The sequence below is a fragment of the Haemophilus sputorum CCUG 13788 genome (assembly GCF_000238795.1).
GTDB classification, from domain to species: domain Bacteria; phylum Pseudomonadota; class Gammaproteobacteria; order Enterobacterales; family Pasteurellaceae; genus Haemophilus_A; species Haemophilus_A sputorum.
Map to the genome: position 1 here is coordinate 128625 of NZ_AFNK01000006.1, position 16277 is coordinate 144901.

Below are 16277 nucleotides of genomic sequence, written 5' to 3' on the forward strand. Positions count from 1 at the left end.
TAGGTAAGAAAAAACCGCTTGTAAAAACAAGCGGCTTAAATAATGGCGGAGGAAGTGAGATTCGAACTCACGGAGGGCGTAAACCCTCGCCGGTTTTCAAGACCGGTGCCTTCAACCACTCGACCATTCCTCCGTGTTGAAAACATATTCTAAATTGTACTCTCTAAAAAGAGAAAACTTACTGAAAAATCAACAAGTTAAAATTTGATGGCGGAGGAAGTGAGATTCGAACTCACGGAGGGCGTAAACCCTCGCCGGTTTTCAAGACCGGTGCCTTCAACCACTCGACCATTCCTCCGTTGAAAACAGGCGCAATCATACCGAGAGAAAGTTGCGCTGTCAAATAGAATTCATAAAAATACTTTTGATTGTATTTATATTAAACAAAAAAGCTATTTTCTGATTAACCAAACGCCACTTTCAATATGATGGGTATAAGGGAACTGATCAAATAATGCTGCTCTCTCAACTCTATGTGTTTGGCAAAGCTGGTTTAAGTTTTCCGCTAATGTTTCAGGATTGCAAGAAATATATAAAATACGCTCATAACCTTGCACCATATCTAAAGTTGCTTGATCTAACCCAGCTCTTGGTGGGTCAACAAAAATGGTGTTACATTCATACGCTTTTAAATCAATGCCTTTTAAACGATTAAACTCACGCACACCATTCATTGCTTGAGTGAATTCTTCAGCCGACATTCGAATAATCTGTAAATTTTCTACACCATTTTGCACAATGTTATATTGTGCAGAATTCACAGAAGATTTAGAAATTTCAGTCGCCAATACTTTTCGAAAATTTTCAGCTAATGCAATGGAGAAATTCCCGTTACCACAGTAAAGCTCTAACAAATCGCCTTCACTATTTCGGGTACACTCTCTTGCCCATTCAAGCATTTTAATGTTCATCTGTGCATTAGGTTGGGTGAAACTATTTTCAACCTGACGATAAATCAACGATTTACCATCCACCTTAAGCACTTCTTCTACATAATCACAATCTAAAGCAATTTTTTGCTTGGTTGCGCGCCCAATAATTTGAACATTAAATCCTTGCTTCGTCAGTCGCGTTTTAAGCGCTTTTGCCTCACTTTCCCATTGTTCATCAAGCTTTTTATGATAAAGCAAAGAAACTGCAATTTCGCCACTTAATGTGCTGAGGTAATCCACCTGAAATAGCTTACGGGTGAGCACTTCATTACCTTGAATTTCAGCTAATAACGCCTTCATCATTTGATTGATGAGGACACTCGCAATCGGAAACTCATCCACACGATAGCGCTGCTTGGTCGCTTGATCAAACATAATGTGATACAACTCATCCTCGCCAGCCGCATTTTTATCATGCCAAAGGCGAAACTCTGCGCGCATACGAAAATGATTTGGCGCAGATTCAAATACATCTAAAGCTGGTGGATTAAATGGCGCTAATAAAGCGGTCAGATTTTCTACTTTTTTTGCAAGTAGTTCGGGGTATTGCTCAATAGGTAATGTCATAACAGGAAATGAAAAAAATGCCCCTCTGATAGCAGAGGGGTAGAGATTAGGACTATTCTGTCGCGCTGAAATCATCGCCGGCATCGCTGCCTGCATTGCCTGAAAGGGTATAAATACGTTTGGTTTTAGTCGTTAAAGAACGATATTTTAACCAAGATTTCTCAATAATGCTTTGGGCAATTTCATCACCTTTCATCACAGCAACAAAGCGTTCTTCTTCTTGAGTTACCGGCTTACGCTCGCCTAATTCTAATGCTAAACACGCTTGACCGAATTGCTCTAAAGTTTGTGCTTCACGGATAGTAAAATCGCCGTGGCGAGAGAAACCGCGTGGATAGTTTTTATCATCAAAATAACGACGGGTAACACTAAAACTTTCTGCCATAATATGCCTCTTATTTTTACTTGAAATTGCCAAAAGAAAATTAACGCTCTATTAAAGCAAACCGCTAACGAATATGCAAGATTTAATGCAACAAGCGGTCGATTCTCATCAATTTTTTACAAAAAAACCTTCAAATTTGACCGCTTGTCATTCGAAATTTATGAGGAATACTCACAATAAATAGCGCCATAACAAAGCAATCCACAGCACGTACAATCCAAATTCCATGTTGTTTTAATGGAATAAAATCCATCATATTCCAACCAACAAAAGTAACACTAGATAACACGAAAGTTAGCAACCAAAATTGGCTTTTTTGGCGAGTTGTTTGCGTGCTAGTATGAGGATAACGTTTCGCCGTCGTCCGCAAATACCACGCAATACAAACCAATCCTAAAACAGTTCCGCCATACTGACACCACTTATACATTGGAATATAAAATTCTTGTTGTAAAAATGGCAACGCACGAACGAAAGTGCCTGATCCATGCGTGAAGTTATCTAAGAAAATGTGCGACAACATACCTACCCAAGCGGAAAAGAGAAAAATCAGTAGCCATAACCACAGGGGACGACGAGGTGAATCAGGCAAACGGTGCGACCAACGTTGAGGCAAATTAGCCCAAAGTGGCACTTTTAATACCGCAACATAGATCGCATAAAAGCATAAGCAAAGCGGTAAATTCAGCCACTCGCTATGAAAAATCGTATGCCCGCCATCTGCCGGCTTTCCTGATAAATAGTAAATAAAATCAGGCGACATTGAGCCCAAAACTAATGCTGGAAAATGAAAATATCGATGAGAAAGAGGCAAAATAATTGCAGGATGTGCAAGTGTAAATGGCATAGCAATTCAGATTGTTACGAGAATAAATTAACCGCTTGTATAAATTCTCTCATACAAGCGGTTATTTTTAGAGGCTAATTTACCAATTAGTCAATCGGGGGTACATAGGTGCCGTTTGCAATCGCATCTTTAATGCGGTTTGCTTCAGCTAAGACTTGAGCCAACAATGCTTTTACGTTTTCAAGCGTAGCAATCGGGCTTAATGTCGTCATTTTCAGGGATTGCTTATCGCCAACTTTAGTAACACCAATATTCGCTTCGCCACGGGCAAAAAGTTCATCCGCCACATTTTGGTTTAAGGCATCTAAAAATTCTGCTGGATAGCCTTTTGGCACTACACGGAATAGCACTGATGCGAACTGCGTTGGCACGAGCATTTCTAACTCTTCGGCTTCATTGATATAACCTTCTACTTCTTTGGTCAATTTGACACCATGGTCAATCATTGAAGCGTAGAGTTCTTCGCCTAATGCTTCCACGGTAAACCATAATTTTAAGGCATCAAAACGACGCGTTGTTTGTAGAGATTTTGCCACTAAGTTTGGTACGCCGTGCTCTTCATCATATTCTGAATTAAGATAATCTGCTTTGTAATCAATAAAACGATAGTTCGCTTGATCTTTAAGCAAGAATGCTCCACAAGAAATGGTTTGGAAGAAGTGCTTGTGGAAATCAAGTGTAATTGAATCTGTTAGCTCAATGCCATCTAAGAAATGACGGAATTCTTTAGAAAGCAATAACGCACCGCCCCAAGCGGCATCAACGTGTAACCATGCTTGGTATTCATCAGCCAGTTTTCGAATCGCTTTTAGATCATCAATCGCACCCGCATCGGTGGTGCCTGCCGTCGCCACAATACAAGCAACTATTTTACCTTCTGCTTTTAATTGCGCCAAAGTTTGTTCAAGCGCATTGACATCCATTTGTGCATTGGCATTCGATGGCAAAGTAACCACAGATTGGAAGCCCATTCCCATCATTGCCATATTTTTTTGCACAGAAAAATGCGCATTCTCTGAACAAATGACTTTAACTTTCTTCATGGCATCAACGGGAATACCATCACGTTGCACCGACCATTCTGAACCATCTTCATTTTTCCAGTGATTCGCAATCGCCCAATCGCGAGCTAATAATATGCCCATTAAGTTAGACTGTGTACCGCCCGAGGTAAACACCCCAGAAGTACCTTGTCCATAGCCTACTTTTTGGCGTAACCAATCAATCAAATGCTCTTCCATAATTGAACCTGCTGGGCTTTGATCCCAAGAGTCCATAGATTGGTTCGTGGCATTGATTAACACTTCCGCAATTTGGCTAGTAACCATCGTTGGGCAATGTAAATGCGCTAATGAATGGGGATGATGTACTTTTAAACTTGGATTTAAGAAAATTTCAACGAGGTGATCCAGCGCATTTTCTACGCCTACGCCAGCTTGGCTTGGTTTGAATCCATCAATCAAAGCACGCATTTGTTTGATTGAGCCACCCGTGTACATTTTGTCGTTTTTTAACCAATTTGAGACCGCTTGCACGGCTTTATTCATCGCATTTTCATAGTCTTTAATCGACTGCTCATCGCGACAAAAAAGGGATTGTTTATGTTGTTTAAGGTCTGACATAGCCATTCTTTCCTAAAAAATTCCCCTCTTTGACAAAGAGGGGGAATACAAGCGGTCAAATTTCGCAAAACATTTGCAAAATCTGGACCGCTCTTGATTAACCACGTACGGCTTTTAATGCATCTACAACAGATTGTTTAAAGCGTTTAATAAACTCTTCACATTCTGCTTGATTGATGTTTACCGCACAAAGTACACGCACAACGTTACCGCCACGTCCGCCGCGCTCTAACAATAATTTATTATTAAAGCAGGCTTTTTGGATAGCGACCGCAAGTTCGCCATCTTGTGGGTATGCGCCTGTTGCATCTTTGGCTTGACGTTCATCAACAATATCAATCCCCATCATTAAGCCTTTACCACGCACGTTACCGATACATGGGTATTCTTTGCTTAATTCGCGTAATGCGTTGGTTAAGTACTCGCCACGTTCTTTAGCATTTTGCGCTAAGTTTTCATTACGCATGATTTTTAGTGAAGCATAACCTGTTGCCATCGCTAATTGGTTACCACGGAAAGTACCAGTATGACCTGCTGGTTGCCAAGCATCAAATTCTTTTTTGATTGCAAGCACGGCTAATGGCAAGCTACCGCCTACCGCTTTTGACATCACAACGATATCAGGTTGAATGCCCGCATGTTCAAACGCAAACATTTTTCCTGAACGGCAGAAGCCCGCTTGCACTTCATCTACAATCATTAAAATGCCATGTTTTTGGGTTACTTCACGGACTTTTTGTAAGAAGCTAATTGGCGCTGGCACAACACCACCTTCGCCTTGAATCGCTTCTAAAATTACCGCAGCTGGTTTTACTACACCGCTTTCAACATCTTCAATAAAGTGTTCAAAATAATGTTCAACGGCTTTTGCACCAGCTTCACCACCAATGCCAAATGGACAACGGTATTCGTGCGGATAAGGTAAGAATTGCACGCCTGGCATTAAGTTTTGCACGGCATTTTTCGCACCTAAGTTACCCGTTAGTGATAATGCGCCATGAGTCATACCATGGAAACCGCCAGAGAACGCAATTACGTTACCGCGGCCAGTATAAGTTTTCGCTAATTTAATTGCCGCTTCATTTGCATCTGCGCCTGATGGGCCGGTGAATTGTAAAATGTATTCATCTTTCGGGAAGAACGACAATAATTCTTCAGTGAATGCATCTTTTAATGGGGTCGTTAAATCCAGTGTGTGTAAAGGCAAACCGCTATCTAACACATCACGAATCGCCTGCATTAACACAGGGTGGTTATGCCCTAATGCTAAGGTGCCAGCACCGGCTAAGAAATCAAGGTATTTGTTGCCTTCAACGTCAGTAACCCAGCAGCCTTCTGCTTTTTCATAAGCAAAAGGTAATTTACGCGGATAGCTACGAACGTTTGATTCCATTGCATCTTGGCGATCTAAAAAGTGTTTATTGGAAGCAAGAATTGCTTTTACAGGAGTGGTAATTGTCATTGATTAAAACCTTCTAAAAGAGGTGAAAAAAATAAGTCGGGTGCCTTGCGGGAAGCCTAAACTTTCTGTTTCTAAAAAACAGACGCCATGGGGCATTTGACTCGCTACTTATTAAAAAAAGCGTTTCAGCTTTTTTGTTTTTACCCTAATTGCCCAAAGAGGTTGGCTAGGTTGGAAACAGTTTGATGTAGGGCTACATCAGAACGGGCTTATTGTACATTTTTACTGCAAAATAGAAAGAAAATTCTACCGCTTGTCGCACAAGTGGGCGAATTCTAGGCAAACGTTTGCTGTCAATTTAAAAAATAACCCGCAGAAATCTGCGGGCTATTCTTGATAACTTAGGCTTTCACATTTTCTTTTAAAAACGCTAATAAAGCTTCTTTTGCAATCATCTGTTTTTCACCTGTACGGCGGTTTTTATATTCAATCTCGCCGTTATCAAGGTTTTTCTCACCAATTACTACCATATGTGGCACGCCAATAAGTTCCATATCAGCAAACATCACACCCGGACGCTCTTTACGATCATCGAAAATTACATCCACACCTTGTGCTTTTAAGGTTTTATACAGATCTTCTGCAAAAGCTTGGACTTTTTCAGATTTGTGCATATTCATCGGCACAATCGCCACTGTAAATGGTGCAATTTCATCTGATGGCCAAATAATACCGCGCTCATCGTGATGTTGCTCAATTGCAGAAGCCACAACACGGGTAACACCAATACCATAACAACCCATCGTCATAACAAGCGGTTTACCATCTTCACCTTGTACAGTCGCTTTCATTGCTTCAGAATATTTTTTTCCTAATTGGAAAATATGACCAACTTCAATACCGCGTTTGATTTGTAATACACCTTTGCCATCTGGGCTTGGGTCGCCTTCAACTACATTACGTAAGTCGAAAGTTTCTGGCATTGCCACATCACGTTCCCAGTTTACGTTGAAGTAATGTTTGCCATCCACGTTTGCACCACAGCTGAAATCTGACATCAATGCCACGCTACGATCAATAATCGCAGGAATGGGAAGATTAACCACCCCTAATGAACCAACACTGGCGCCAATTTTTGCTTTGATTTCAGCTTCGTCTGCAAACTCAAATGGATCAGCAACTAATGGGTGTTTTTGTGCTTTAATTTCGTTTAATTCATGGTCGCCACGAATCACTAAAGCAACAAGCGGTTGATTTTCATCAGCGCCTTTCACAATAAGGGTTTTAACCGTTTTTTCAATTGGTAAATTGAATTGTTCGACTAATTCTGCAATCGTTTTTGCGTTTGGCGTATCGACTAACTCCATTGCAGCTGTTGGCGCTTGACGCTCACCTACTGCCACAGCTTCAGCTAACTCAATGTTTGCTGCAAAATCAGATTCTGTTGAGAACACCACATCATCTTCACCGCTTGAAGCTAACACTTGGAACTCGTGTGAAGCTGAACCCCCGATTGAACCCGTATCCGCTTGTACTGCACGGAAATCTAATCCTAAACGGTTGAAAATATTGCTATAAACTTGATACATCACATCATAAGTTTCTTGCAAACTTTCTTGGGTAGTGTGGAAAGAATACGCATCTTTCATAATAAATTCGCGAGAACGCATTACCCCAAAACGTGGGCGAACTTCATCACGGAATTTAGTTTGGATTTGGTATAAATTCAGTGGTAATTGTTTATATGAAGACACTTCTCTGCGCACTAAATCAGTAATCACTTCTTCGTGAGTTGGGCCTAATACGAAATCACGGTTGCCACGATCAACAAAACGTAATAATTCTGGGCCATATTGCTCCCAGCGACCAGATTCTTGCCAAAGCTCAGCAGGTTGTACAACTGGCATTAACACTTCAATCGCACCACCTTTGTTCATCTCTTCACGGATAATATTTTCCACTTTTTTCAACACTTTAATCCCTGTTGGCAACCAGTTATATAAGCCTGATGCCATTGGGCGGATCATCCCTGCACGCAACATTAGCTGGTGGCTTACCACTTGTGCATCATTCGGGGTCTCTTTAAGCGTTGAAAATAAATACTGACTTGTACGCATTGTTTTTCCTATTTCGTAAATTTCGATTCAAAATGGCGCTATTTTAAAACAAAAAGCGGCCAGATTCTTAAAGAATTTTGCAAATTCTTCCTAAAATCTAACCGCTTGTTAAACATCTAGTCGGAGATTTTTAGTGTGATCGTTCCTATTGGAAGGTTAACAATATCATCCCAAGAGGCTGAATCATATATTCTAAATAATGGAACAACCTTTTTTACACATTCATAATCTATATATACAGGCCCTAGTGGCTTAGCTGCACCTGTAAAATGAATAATAGCAGGATTTACTTTTTGTTCTTTATTGTATAATTTCATATTGGCTAATTGGAAATTATACTCTTGGGATAATGAAACCCAATTATCTTTAAAATAAAAGTTTAATAAATCCTGATCTCCAAATAAAATCTTATCTTTCAATTCATTAGCCAAACTAAGTAAATCAGAAGTAAATGAAGCATAATTGCCTGATTGTAATTTATTTTTATTTAAATAAAGTACACCAGCATTAAAATAATCTTGATTGACATAAGAATGACCTAGTGAATTAACATAAGGATCAGAAACTGCACCAAGAGCATAATTTTCAAAATTATACAGATAAAATGGACGCGTGACATCTCCATTAATGACAATATCACAATCTAAATAAATCCAATAAGGGCTTTCACTATATTGAAACAGCGATGGAATATAAAAACGCAAATAAGTCGTTGTGGAAATATAAGTACTAGGATTGAACGACGCCAAATGATTTTCATCAAAATAAACTAATTTTAATGTGCTATTTCTTTTTTCAAAATAAGGCTTTAATCTATCCCCCCATTCAGGGCTAACATCACCAGTATACATAATAAAAACAGATAAATTCTGATTATGTGCTAGCAGTGATTTTAGCGTAACTTCAACATACCGAAGATAATTTGCATCTGTAGCTAAAACTACATTGATTTTTGACATTGAATTTCCTTAGTTTTAAGTTCTCAAAATATATGTGTATTTATTTGAAATAATAATTTATTCCGCTTCTTCTAGCACTAACCAACCTTGATCTAACCAATCACAAAGGGTATCTAGAAGTAATTCCAGCTCTTCTTGATCTTTTGCTTTAGAGGCCAATTTATTCCACGAAACCGAATCGCCGTTCGCAATGCGAATCAGCAAGTTCATTTCAGCTTCGTTCAGCTCATCAATCCACTCGCCATTCACGTAAACACGTTTCGGGTTCTCGGTATAAAGCATTTTCACATTGGCATCTTGTTGCACCCAACCGCCAGATTCTAATACTTCTTGCACTTCATCTGGATAATACTCTTCTTCCTCTTGCAGCTGTTCGTAACGACGGCTACTTACCGCTTTGGCAACGGCTTGTTCAAAGAGTGAATCAAATTGGTCAGATTCTTGCAACAAGTTAATCAATTGACGTTTTAAGGTCGCGACCATTTTCGGATCAAGCTGGGCATTCGGCTGTACATTTGGTGAAAGACGGAATGGAATATGGAATTCAGACACCCCAGCACTTTCTTGTTGTTGGGCTAAATTCTCGGTTAATTTCTCTAATAAATCTGCCGCATTCGGGAAACGTAAGCCGAATGAGAAAGTTAAAGAATCGCTTTCTGATACACCATAATGCGCCATACGAGAAGGAATATAGAGTACATCGCCTGGCTGCATGATTTCATCCACCACTAAATCGCCCATATCATCGAAAATACGGATAGGTTGATTTGGTTGGAATTCAGTAGAAGGATCACACCATTTACCCACTTGCCAGCGGCGTTCACCATAACCTTGCACTAAAAATACATCGTATTCATCGTAGTGCTTACCAACCGTGCCACCTTTTGGCGAGCAAGACACCATAATGTCATCACGCTGCCATTGTGGGATAAAGCCAAATGCTTGCCAAAGTTCACCTAATTCTGTTGACCATTGTTCAAGGTTTTGCACCATGACTGACCATTGCGCAGGTAAGTTTTGCAAATCTTCCGCCTCGAGCGGGCTGCGTTTAACCGACCATTGTCCGTCTTCGCATTGAATTAAACGAGCAGTTACATCCTCTTCTTGCGCCAAATCTAAAATATCTTCTGGCTCAAACAAACCGATAATTTGCGGCAAGCCTTGGCGAATAAGAAGCGGTCGTTTTTGCCAATAATTTTGCAAAAAGTCATGCGGCGAAATGTGTTCAGGTAAACAGAATGGAATGATCATAAAGCGTTCCTTCTTGGTCTTGTGTTGCAATTAGCCCTATTCTAGCGAGGTTTTAGCAATAATTCACGGAAAGATTGATAAAAGTGTGGAGTAGTTCTCAAAAATGATATTAAACCGCCAGTCTTGCTTGACAAAACCGAGCGTTACCGCTGTAATTGAAGTGAAATTTCCACCTAAAATAAATGAGGTCTTTATGAAAAAACTCGCAGTAGCCGCAAGTGCAGCAGTATTACTTGCCGGATTAGCTGGCTGTTCCACACAAACTTATATTGTGTCTAATCAAACAGCTTCGCAAACCGCAAGCTATGACAAAATGCAACATTTCTTTGTTGGGGGAATTGGTCAGCAATCTGAAAAAGATACCAAGGAAGTATGTCCTAACGGTAGTGTCGCAAAAGTACAAACTCAGCAAACCTTCTTAAATGGTTTCTTGGGTCTTATCTCTTATGGCATCTATTCACCACGTGATATGAGAATTTATTGCAAATAAGGAGTAATACGATGAAAAAATTTTTAGCAACACTATTAGCGGGTACAACATTATTACTTTCTGCTTGTTCAACACAAACCGCTTATGTAAAAAGCCCAGCAGGTAAATTAACCTATGAAGACAGCCAAACATTCTTCTTATTTGGTATCGGTCAAGAAAAAACAGTTAATGCCGTTGAAGTTTGTGGTGGTGAAGCAAAAATTGCAAAAGTTGAAAGTGAATTAACTGCACCAAACGTTTTATTAGGACTCGTGACATTAGGTATTTATACACCTCGTACTGCTCGCGTTTACTGCCAATAATTTAAAAACTTAAAAAAGGCTAACGATATAAATTTTATACGTTGGCCTTTTTTATTGAATGTTTGACACGTTTTATGCTGATACCTATCATGCTTCCCAAAATTGATTGATTTTTGAAATAGATTAAACAAAGGAATCACTATGCTCTCTTCTCAATTTTTACAAGAATATCCTGAGTATCAACAATTAAAAGATCAGGAATTCCAACTCCCTAGTGTTTATTCAGCAGCAGTAAAGCAATATGTCGAATATCCCACTTGTGAATTAATCGAAAACCGTTTACAAAAAGTCTTGCTACGAGATGATGTTGAGCAAATCCTACAAGTCACACAAAATGAAGATCAATCATTTAAGGTTGCGTTAGCAGGCGATGAAATAAGTTATTTATTTCGTATTGAATTTAAACATAACCTTCACCCTGACGCGTGGTCTTATGAAGCAGCAGAATACCGTCAACGTTATTTATTAGAAGATGAGCGAATGGAAATGCAACAAAGCCCACAAATTGTTGAATGCCTAGCTTATTTAGATTTAAATGCACCACAACAAGACACCATGATTCAACTTGCTGTATTAGATGCCGTAGCTGGCGAATGTTATGCAGTTGTTGATGAGATTTCGTCTGTCTTTTTTGGGGGAACTTGGTTGGCTGAAATGGCGATCTCTTATACGCCGCCAAATCCTGAAGTGAACTATATTATTCATGCCGTTAGCCCTGAAAACCCTGAAGAAGGCTACTGGTTACACACGCATGGTTTACTGAAATACGGTTTACCTGAGTTAGAAATTCTACAAGTTAAACAAAATAATATTTACATTTGCCAGTATCTCATTCAAACGTTAGCGTTACAGTTAATTGATAACCCTGAACTCTGGCTAGAAGAAAAATGCTGTTTAGCACGTTCTGAACAAGAAGAAATTTGGGTAAGTTTCATGCCTTGGCAACAAGCCATTACTTCCGATTTATTAGTGAAGAAAAAAGGGTTATTCCGTAAAAAAGTGTTGCCTTTTAATGGCGATATCCGTGATCGTGATGATGAAATGCACGATGCACCTTCTATCGTACTGTTTGCCAATATCAACGATCAAGTTTGTGCATTGAATGATTATGGCGATACATTAGATGATGAGACACATATTGTTCGCGCATTGCCAAATAGTGAAACTATCAGAATGTCTGCATTAGCCCAAGAAAAATTTGCACTTTATCAGCAATGTTTTCAAGCTAATCCGCCTGAAGTCGATAAATGGCACTATATTATTAAATTTGCTTGTACTTCTGAACAAACCGGGGCAACAGAACATATGTGGTTTGAAGTGCTAAGCATTGAAGATAAAGGCATTCAAGCAAAACTCGCAAATACACCATTTGAAATCCCTGAAATGCAAATGGATGAAATCTATTTCATGCCATCTGAGCAAATCACAGATTGGATTATTTACAGCACACCACTAAAAACTGCAATTACACCAGATTCAGTTTTTGAATTAAGAAGATATTTGAATCGCCACTAGCATGGAAAAACAAGCATTCATCGACTGAGCAAGACGATGTGTTTATTATCCATAATTTAAAAACTCTTGAAATAAGGCTAACGATATAGATTTTATGCGTTAGCCTTTTTTATGGAATAATTGACACTCTCTGTGCTTATACCTATCATTCTCCCCAATATTGATTGATTTTCTAAAAGAGCAAACTATGTCACATAATCAAACCGAATTACTGAAAAAATCCCTCGCTGAACGCATCCTTATTTTAGATGGTGCGATGGGAACGATGATCCAAAAATACAAACTCACCGAGGCTGATTTTAGAGGCGAGCGTTTTAAAGAAAGTGCGGTTGATTTACGTGGCAATAATGACTTGCTCACCTTAACCCAACCGCTGTTAATTTCTGCCATTCATGAGAAATATTTACAAGCGGGCGCCGATATTATTGAAACCAATACTTTCAGTTCTACCACCATTGCACAAGCGGATTATGACTTACAAGCGGTCGCTTTTGAGTTAAATTTTGCAGGTGCAAGATTAGCGCGTTTAGCCGCTGATAAATACAGCACACCAGAAAAACCTCGCTTTGTGGCAGGTGTGTTAGGGCCAACCAACCGTACAGCCTCTATTTCTCCTGACGTAAATGACCCGGGTTTCCGTAATGTCACTTTTATGGAATTGGTGGATGCCTATGCCCAAGCAACTAAAGGCTTAATTGAAGGTGGCGCAGATTTAATCATGATCGAAACCATTTTCGACACGTTAAACGCAAAAGCCGCCATTTTCGCCATTGAAACCGTGTTTGAAGAATTAGGTGTGGAATTGCCGATTATGATTTCCGGCACCATTACCGATGCTTCCGGTCGGACGCTTTCTGGGCAAACCACAGAAGCGTTCTACAACTCGCTTCGTCACGCTAAACCACTGACTTTTGGTTTGAACTGTGCGCTCGGCCCGAAAGAACTCCGCCAATATGTTGAGCAACTGTCTAAAATCAGCGAAACCTATGTGTCTGTTCACCCAAATGCGGGCTTGCCCAATGCCTTTGGTGGCTACGATTTGGGTGCAGAAGAGATGGCGGCACACCTTAAAGAATGGGCTGAAAGTGGCTTTGTGAACATTGTCGGCGGTTGTTGTGGTACGACACCAGAACATATCAAAGCCTTTGCGGATGCAATGCAGGGTATTGCGCCGCGTAAATTGCCTGAAATTAAAACCGCAATGCGTTTATCCGGCTTAGAACCACTCAATATTGATGATGAAAGCCTATTCGTGAACGTGGGTGAACGTAATAACGTGACAGGTTCGGCGAAATTCAAACGCTTAATTAAAGAAGACAAATTTGCCGAAGCCATTGAAATTGCCATCGACCAAGTGGAAAACGGCGCGCAAGTGATCGACGTCAATATGGACGAAGCCTTATTAGACGGCAAAAAATGTATGACCCGTTTCCTCAATATTATGGCGACCGAGCCTGATGCGGCAAAAGTGCCAGTGATGATCGACTCGTCTAAATGGGAAGTGATTGAGGCAGGTTTGCAGTCGGTGCAGGGTAAACCGATTGTGAACTCGATCTCGTTGAAAGAAGGCGAAGAAATCTTTATCGAACACGCTAAACTGGTGCATAAATACGGCGCCGCCGTAGTCGTAATGGCTTTCGATGAAGTGGGTCAAGCCGATACCGAAGATCGCAAAGTTGAAATTTGTAGCCGTGCTTATGACATTTTGGTGAACCAAGTCGGCTTCCCACCAGAAGACATTATTTTCGACCCGAATATTTTTGCGATTGGTACGGGGATTGAAGAACACAACAACTACGGTGTAGATTTCATCAACGCTACAGGCCGTATTAAACGCGCGTTACCACATGCGAAAATCTCGGGCGGGGTGTCTAATGTGTCTTTCTCCTTCCGTGGTAACAACGTGATGCGTGAAGCTATCCACGCTGTTTTCCTCTACCATGCCATTAAACAAGGCATGGATATGGGAATTGTGAATGCGGGACAGCTCGCAATTTATGACGATCTCGATCCTGAATTACGTGAAATTGTGGAAGATGCGGTATTAAACCGCAGCCCTGATGCCACTGAAAAATTACTCGATATTGCGGAAAAATATCGTAATCAAGGCAACGATGAAAGTGCAGTCGATTCTGTCGCAGAATGGCGTACTTGGCCAGTGGAAGAACGTTTAAAACACGCGCTGGTGAAAGGGATTACCACTTACATTGTGGAAGATACGGAAGAAGCTCGCCAAACATTGCCAAGCCCGTTAGATGTAATTGAAGGTCCGTTGATGGCGGGCATGGACGTAGTCGGCGATTTATTCGGTGACGGTAAAATGTTCCTCCCACAAGTAGTGAAATCTGCGCGCGTGATGAAACAATCCGTGGCGTATTTAGAGCCGTTTATCAACGCCACCAAACAAAAAGGCTCAAGCAACGGTAAAGTGGTGATTGCGACCGTAAAAGGCGACGTACACGATATTGGTAAAAACATCGTAAGCGTAGTAATGCAATGTAATAACTTTGAAGTGATTGACTTAGGTGTGATGGTGCCGGCAGACAAAATCATTCAAACCGCTATTGATGAAAAAGCGGACATTATTGCATTAAGTGGTTTAATTACCCCTTCTCTAGACGAGATGGAATACTTCTTAGGAGAAATGACTCGCTTAGGTTTGAATTTGCCAGTGATGATTGGCGGTGCGACCACCTCTAAAGAACATACGGCAATTAAACTTTATCCCAAATATAAAGAACACGGCGTATTTTATACCTCTAACGCTTCCCGCGCAGTGACGGTATGTGCGACATTGATGAACCCTGAAAGCCGTGCAGAATTATGGGAACAGTTTAAAAAGGATTATGAGAAAATTCAGCAATCTTTCTCTAACCGTAAACCACTTCGTAAGCAACTGAGCATTGAAGAAGCACGTGCAAACCGCTTTGATGGCTTTAGTGGTGAATGGGCAGATTACGTGCCGCCTAAACCAAACCAAATCGGTATTGTGGAATTTAAAAACGTACCGATTGCCGAGCTGCGTAAATTTATCGACTGGTCGCCATTCTTCCGCATTTGGGGCTTAATGGGAGGTTACCCTGACGCCTTTGATTATCCAGAAGGTGGCGAAGAAGCACGCAAAGTGTGGAACGATGCACAAGTGGTATTGGATGAATTAGAACAAAACCACAAACTCAACCCAAGCGGTATTTTAGGCATCTTCCCTGCGGAACGTGTAGGCGATGATGTGGTGCTTTTCGCTAATGAGGAACGCACAAAACCTATTGGCACCGCTTACGGCTTACGCCAACAAACCGAACGTGGCAAAAATAGCAAAAGCCCGTTTAACTTTGCCTTAAGCGACTTTATTGCCGATCGCGAAAGTGGCAAAAAAGACTGGATGGGTATGTTTGCCGTCTGTGCCGGTATTGAAGAAATGGAGTTAGTAGAAGGCTATAAAGCAGCAGGCGATGACTACAACGCTATCTTGCTACAAGCTGTGGGCGACCGCTTAGCCGAAGCCATGGCTGAATACCTGCACTTTGAGCTACGCACCCGCATTTGGGGCTACACGCAAGAAGAATTCGATAACCAAGGCTTAATCAATGAAAACTATGTTGGCATCCGACCTGCACCAGGTTATCCAAGCTGCCCTGAACATACCGAAAAAGCCTTGATTTGGGATTTATTAGAAGTCGAACAACGCATCGGTATGAAACTCACCGAAAGCTACGCCATGTGGCCGGCAGCTTCCGTCTGCGGTTGGTACTTCACCCACCCTGCAAGTAACTATTTCACACTTGGTCGCATTGATGAAGACCAAGCTCAAGATTATGCCAAACGTAAAGGTTGGGATGAAAGAGAAATGATGAAGTGGTTGGGGGTGGCGATGAAGTGAAATTTATT

12 protein-coding genes and 2 tRNA genes are annotated in these 16277 nt (G+C 40.8%); 4 read left to right on the forward strand and 10 right to left on the reverse strand.

The genetic code is table 11. The features are described from left to right. Positions 1-43 precede the first annotated feature (43 nt). The 10 genes from HSP_RS0101785 to HSP_RS0101830 form a co-directional block, all read right to left on the reverse strand. Positions 44-133: transfer RNA gene (locus tag HSP_RS0101785), tRNA-Ser, on the reverse strand. A 75-nt stretch (positions 134-208) separates the two neighbouring features. Next, positions 209-298 (reverse strand) — tRNA-Ser (locus tag HSP_RS0101790). A gap of 94 nt (positions 299-392) precedes the next feature. Next, the gene (trmA, locus tag HSP_RS0101795; RefSeq protein ID WP_007526664.1) at positions 393-1499 is read right to left on the reverse strand and encodes a tRNA (uridine(54)-C5)-methyltransferase TrmA; all 1107 of its coding nucleotides are present in this window, start codon (positions 1497-1499) and stop codon (positions 393-395) included. Between the two features lie 52 nt (positions 1500-1551). Beyond that, a complete protein-coding gene (locus HSP_RS0101800) occupies positions 1552-1884 on the reverse strand; it encodes a MaoP family protein (protein WP_007526857.1) in 333 nt (110 codons plus the stop codon). A gap of 130 nt (positions 1885-2014) precedes the next feature. Next, on the reverse strand, positions 2015-2731 hold the full coding sequence (locus tag HSP_RS0101805; protein ID WP_007526781.1) for a DUF4184 family protein: 717 nt from the start codon (positions 2729-2731) through the stop codon (positions 2015-2017). Positions 2732-2817: 86 nt separating this feature from the next. Continuing rightward, the gene (gene ddc / locus HSP_RS0101810; protein ID WP_007526962.1) at positions 2818-4353 is read right to left on the reverse strand and encodes an L-2,4-diaminobutyrate decarboxylase; all 1536 of its coding nucleotides are present in this window, start codon (positions 4351-4353) and stop codon (positions 2818-2820) included. 97 nt (positions 4354-4450) lie between these two features. Then, the gene (locus HSP_RS0101815; protein ID WP_007526646.1) at positions 4451-5815 is read right to left on the reverse strand and encodes a diaminobutyrate--2-oxoglutarate transaminase; all 1365 of its coding nucleotides are present in this window, start codon (positions 5813-5815) and stop codon (positions 4451-4453) included. A gap of 341 nt (positions 5816-6156) precedes the next feature. Continuing rightward, positions 6157-7872, reverse strand: coding sequence for a proline--tRNA ligase (gene proS / locus HSP_RS0101820; protein ID WP_007526926.1), 1716 nt, complete (start codon positions 7870-7872; stop codon positions 6157-6159). Between the two features lie 116 nt (positions 7873-7988). Continuing rightward, entirely contained in the window at positions 7989-8831 is an 843-nt protein-coding gene (locus tag HSP_RS0101825) for a glycosyltransferase family 8 protein (RefSeq protein WP_007526843.1), read from the reverse strand. A gap of 57 nt (positions 8832-8888) precedes the next feature. Further along, the gene (locus HSP_RS0101830) at positions 8889-10082 is read right to left on the reverse strand and encodes a cupin domain-containing protein (protein ID WP_007526967.1); all 1194 of its coding nucleotides are present in this window, start codon (positions 10080-10082) and stop codon (positions 8889-8891) included. Positions 10083-10275: 193 nt separating this feature from the next. Here HSP_RS0101830 and HSP_RS0101835 point away from each other — a divergent pair, with 193 nt between their 5' ends. The 4 genes from HSP_RS0101835 to metH all read left to right on the forward strand — a co-directional run bounded on the left by HSP_RS0101835 (position 10276) and on the right by metH (position 16269). Next, positions 10276-10572, forward strand: coding sequence for a Bor family protein (locus HSP_RS0101835; protein ID WP_007526642.1), 297 nt, complete (start codon positions 10276-10278; stop codon positions 10570-10572). 11 nt (positions 10573-10583) lie between these two features. After that, positions 10584-10874, forward strand: a complete 291-nt coding sequence (locus tag HSP_RS0101840; protein WP_007526801.1) for a Bor family protein — start codon at positions 10584-10586, stop codon at positions 10872-10874. Between the two features lie 141 nt (positions 10875-11015). Then, entirely contained in the window at positions 11016-12389 is a 1374-nt protein-coding gene (locus HSP_RS0101845; protein ID WP_007526667.1) for a DUF4026 domain-containing protein, read from the forward strand. A gap of 187 nt (positions 12390-12576) precedes the next feature. Continuing rightward, positions 12577-16269, forward strand: coding sequence for a methionine synthase (gene metH, locus HSP_RS0101850; protein WP_010128279.1), 3693 nt, complete (start codon positions 12577-12579; stop codon positions 16267-16269). Positions 16270-16277: the final 8 nt, after the last annotated feature.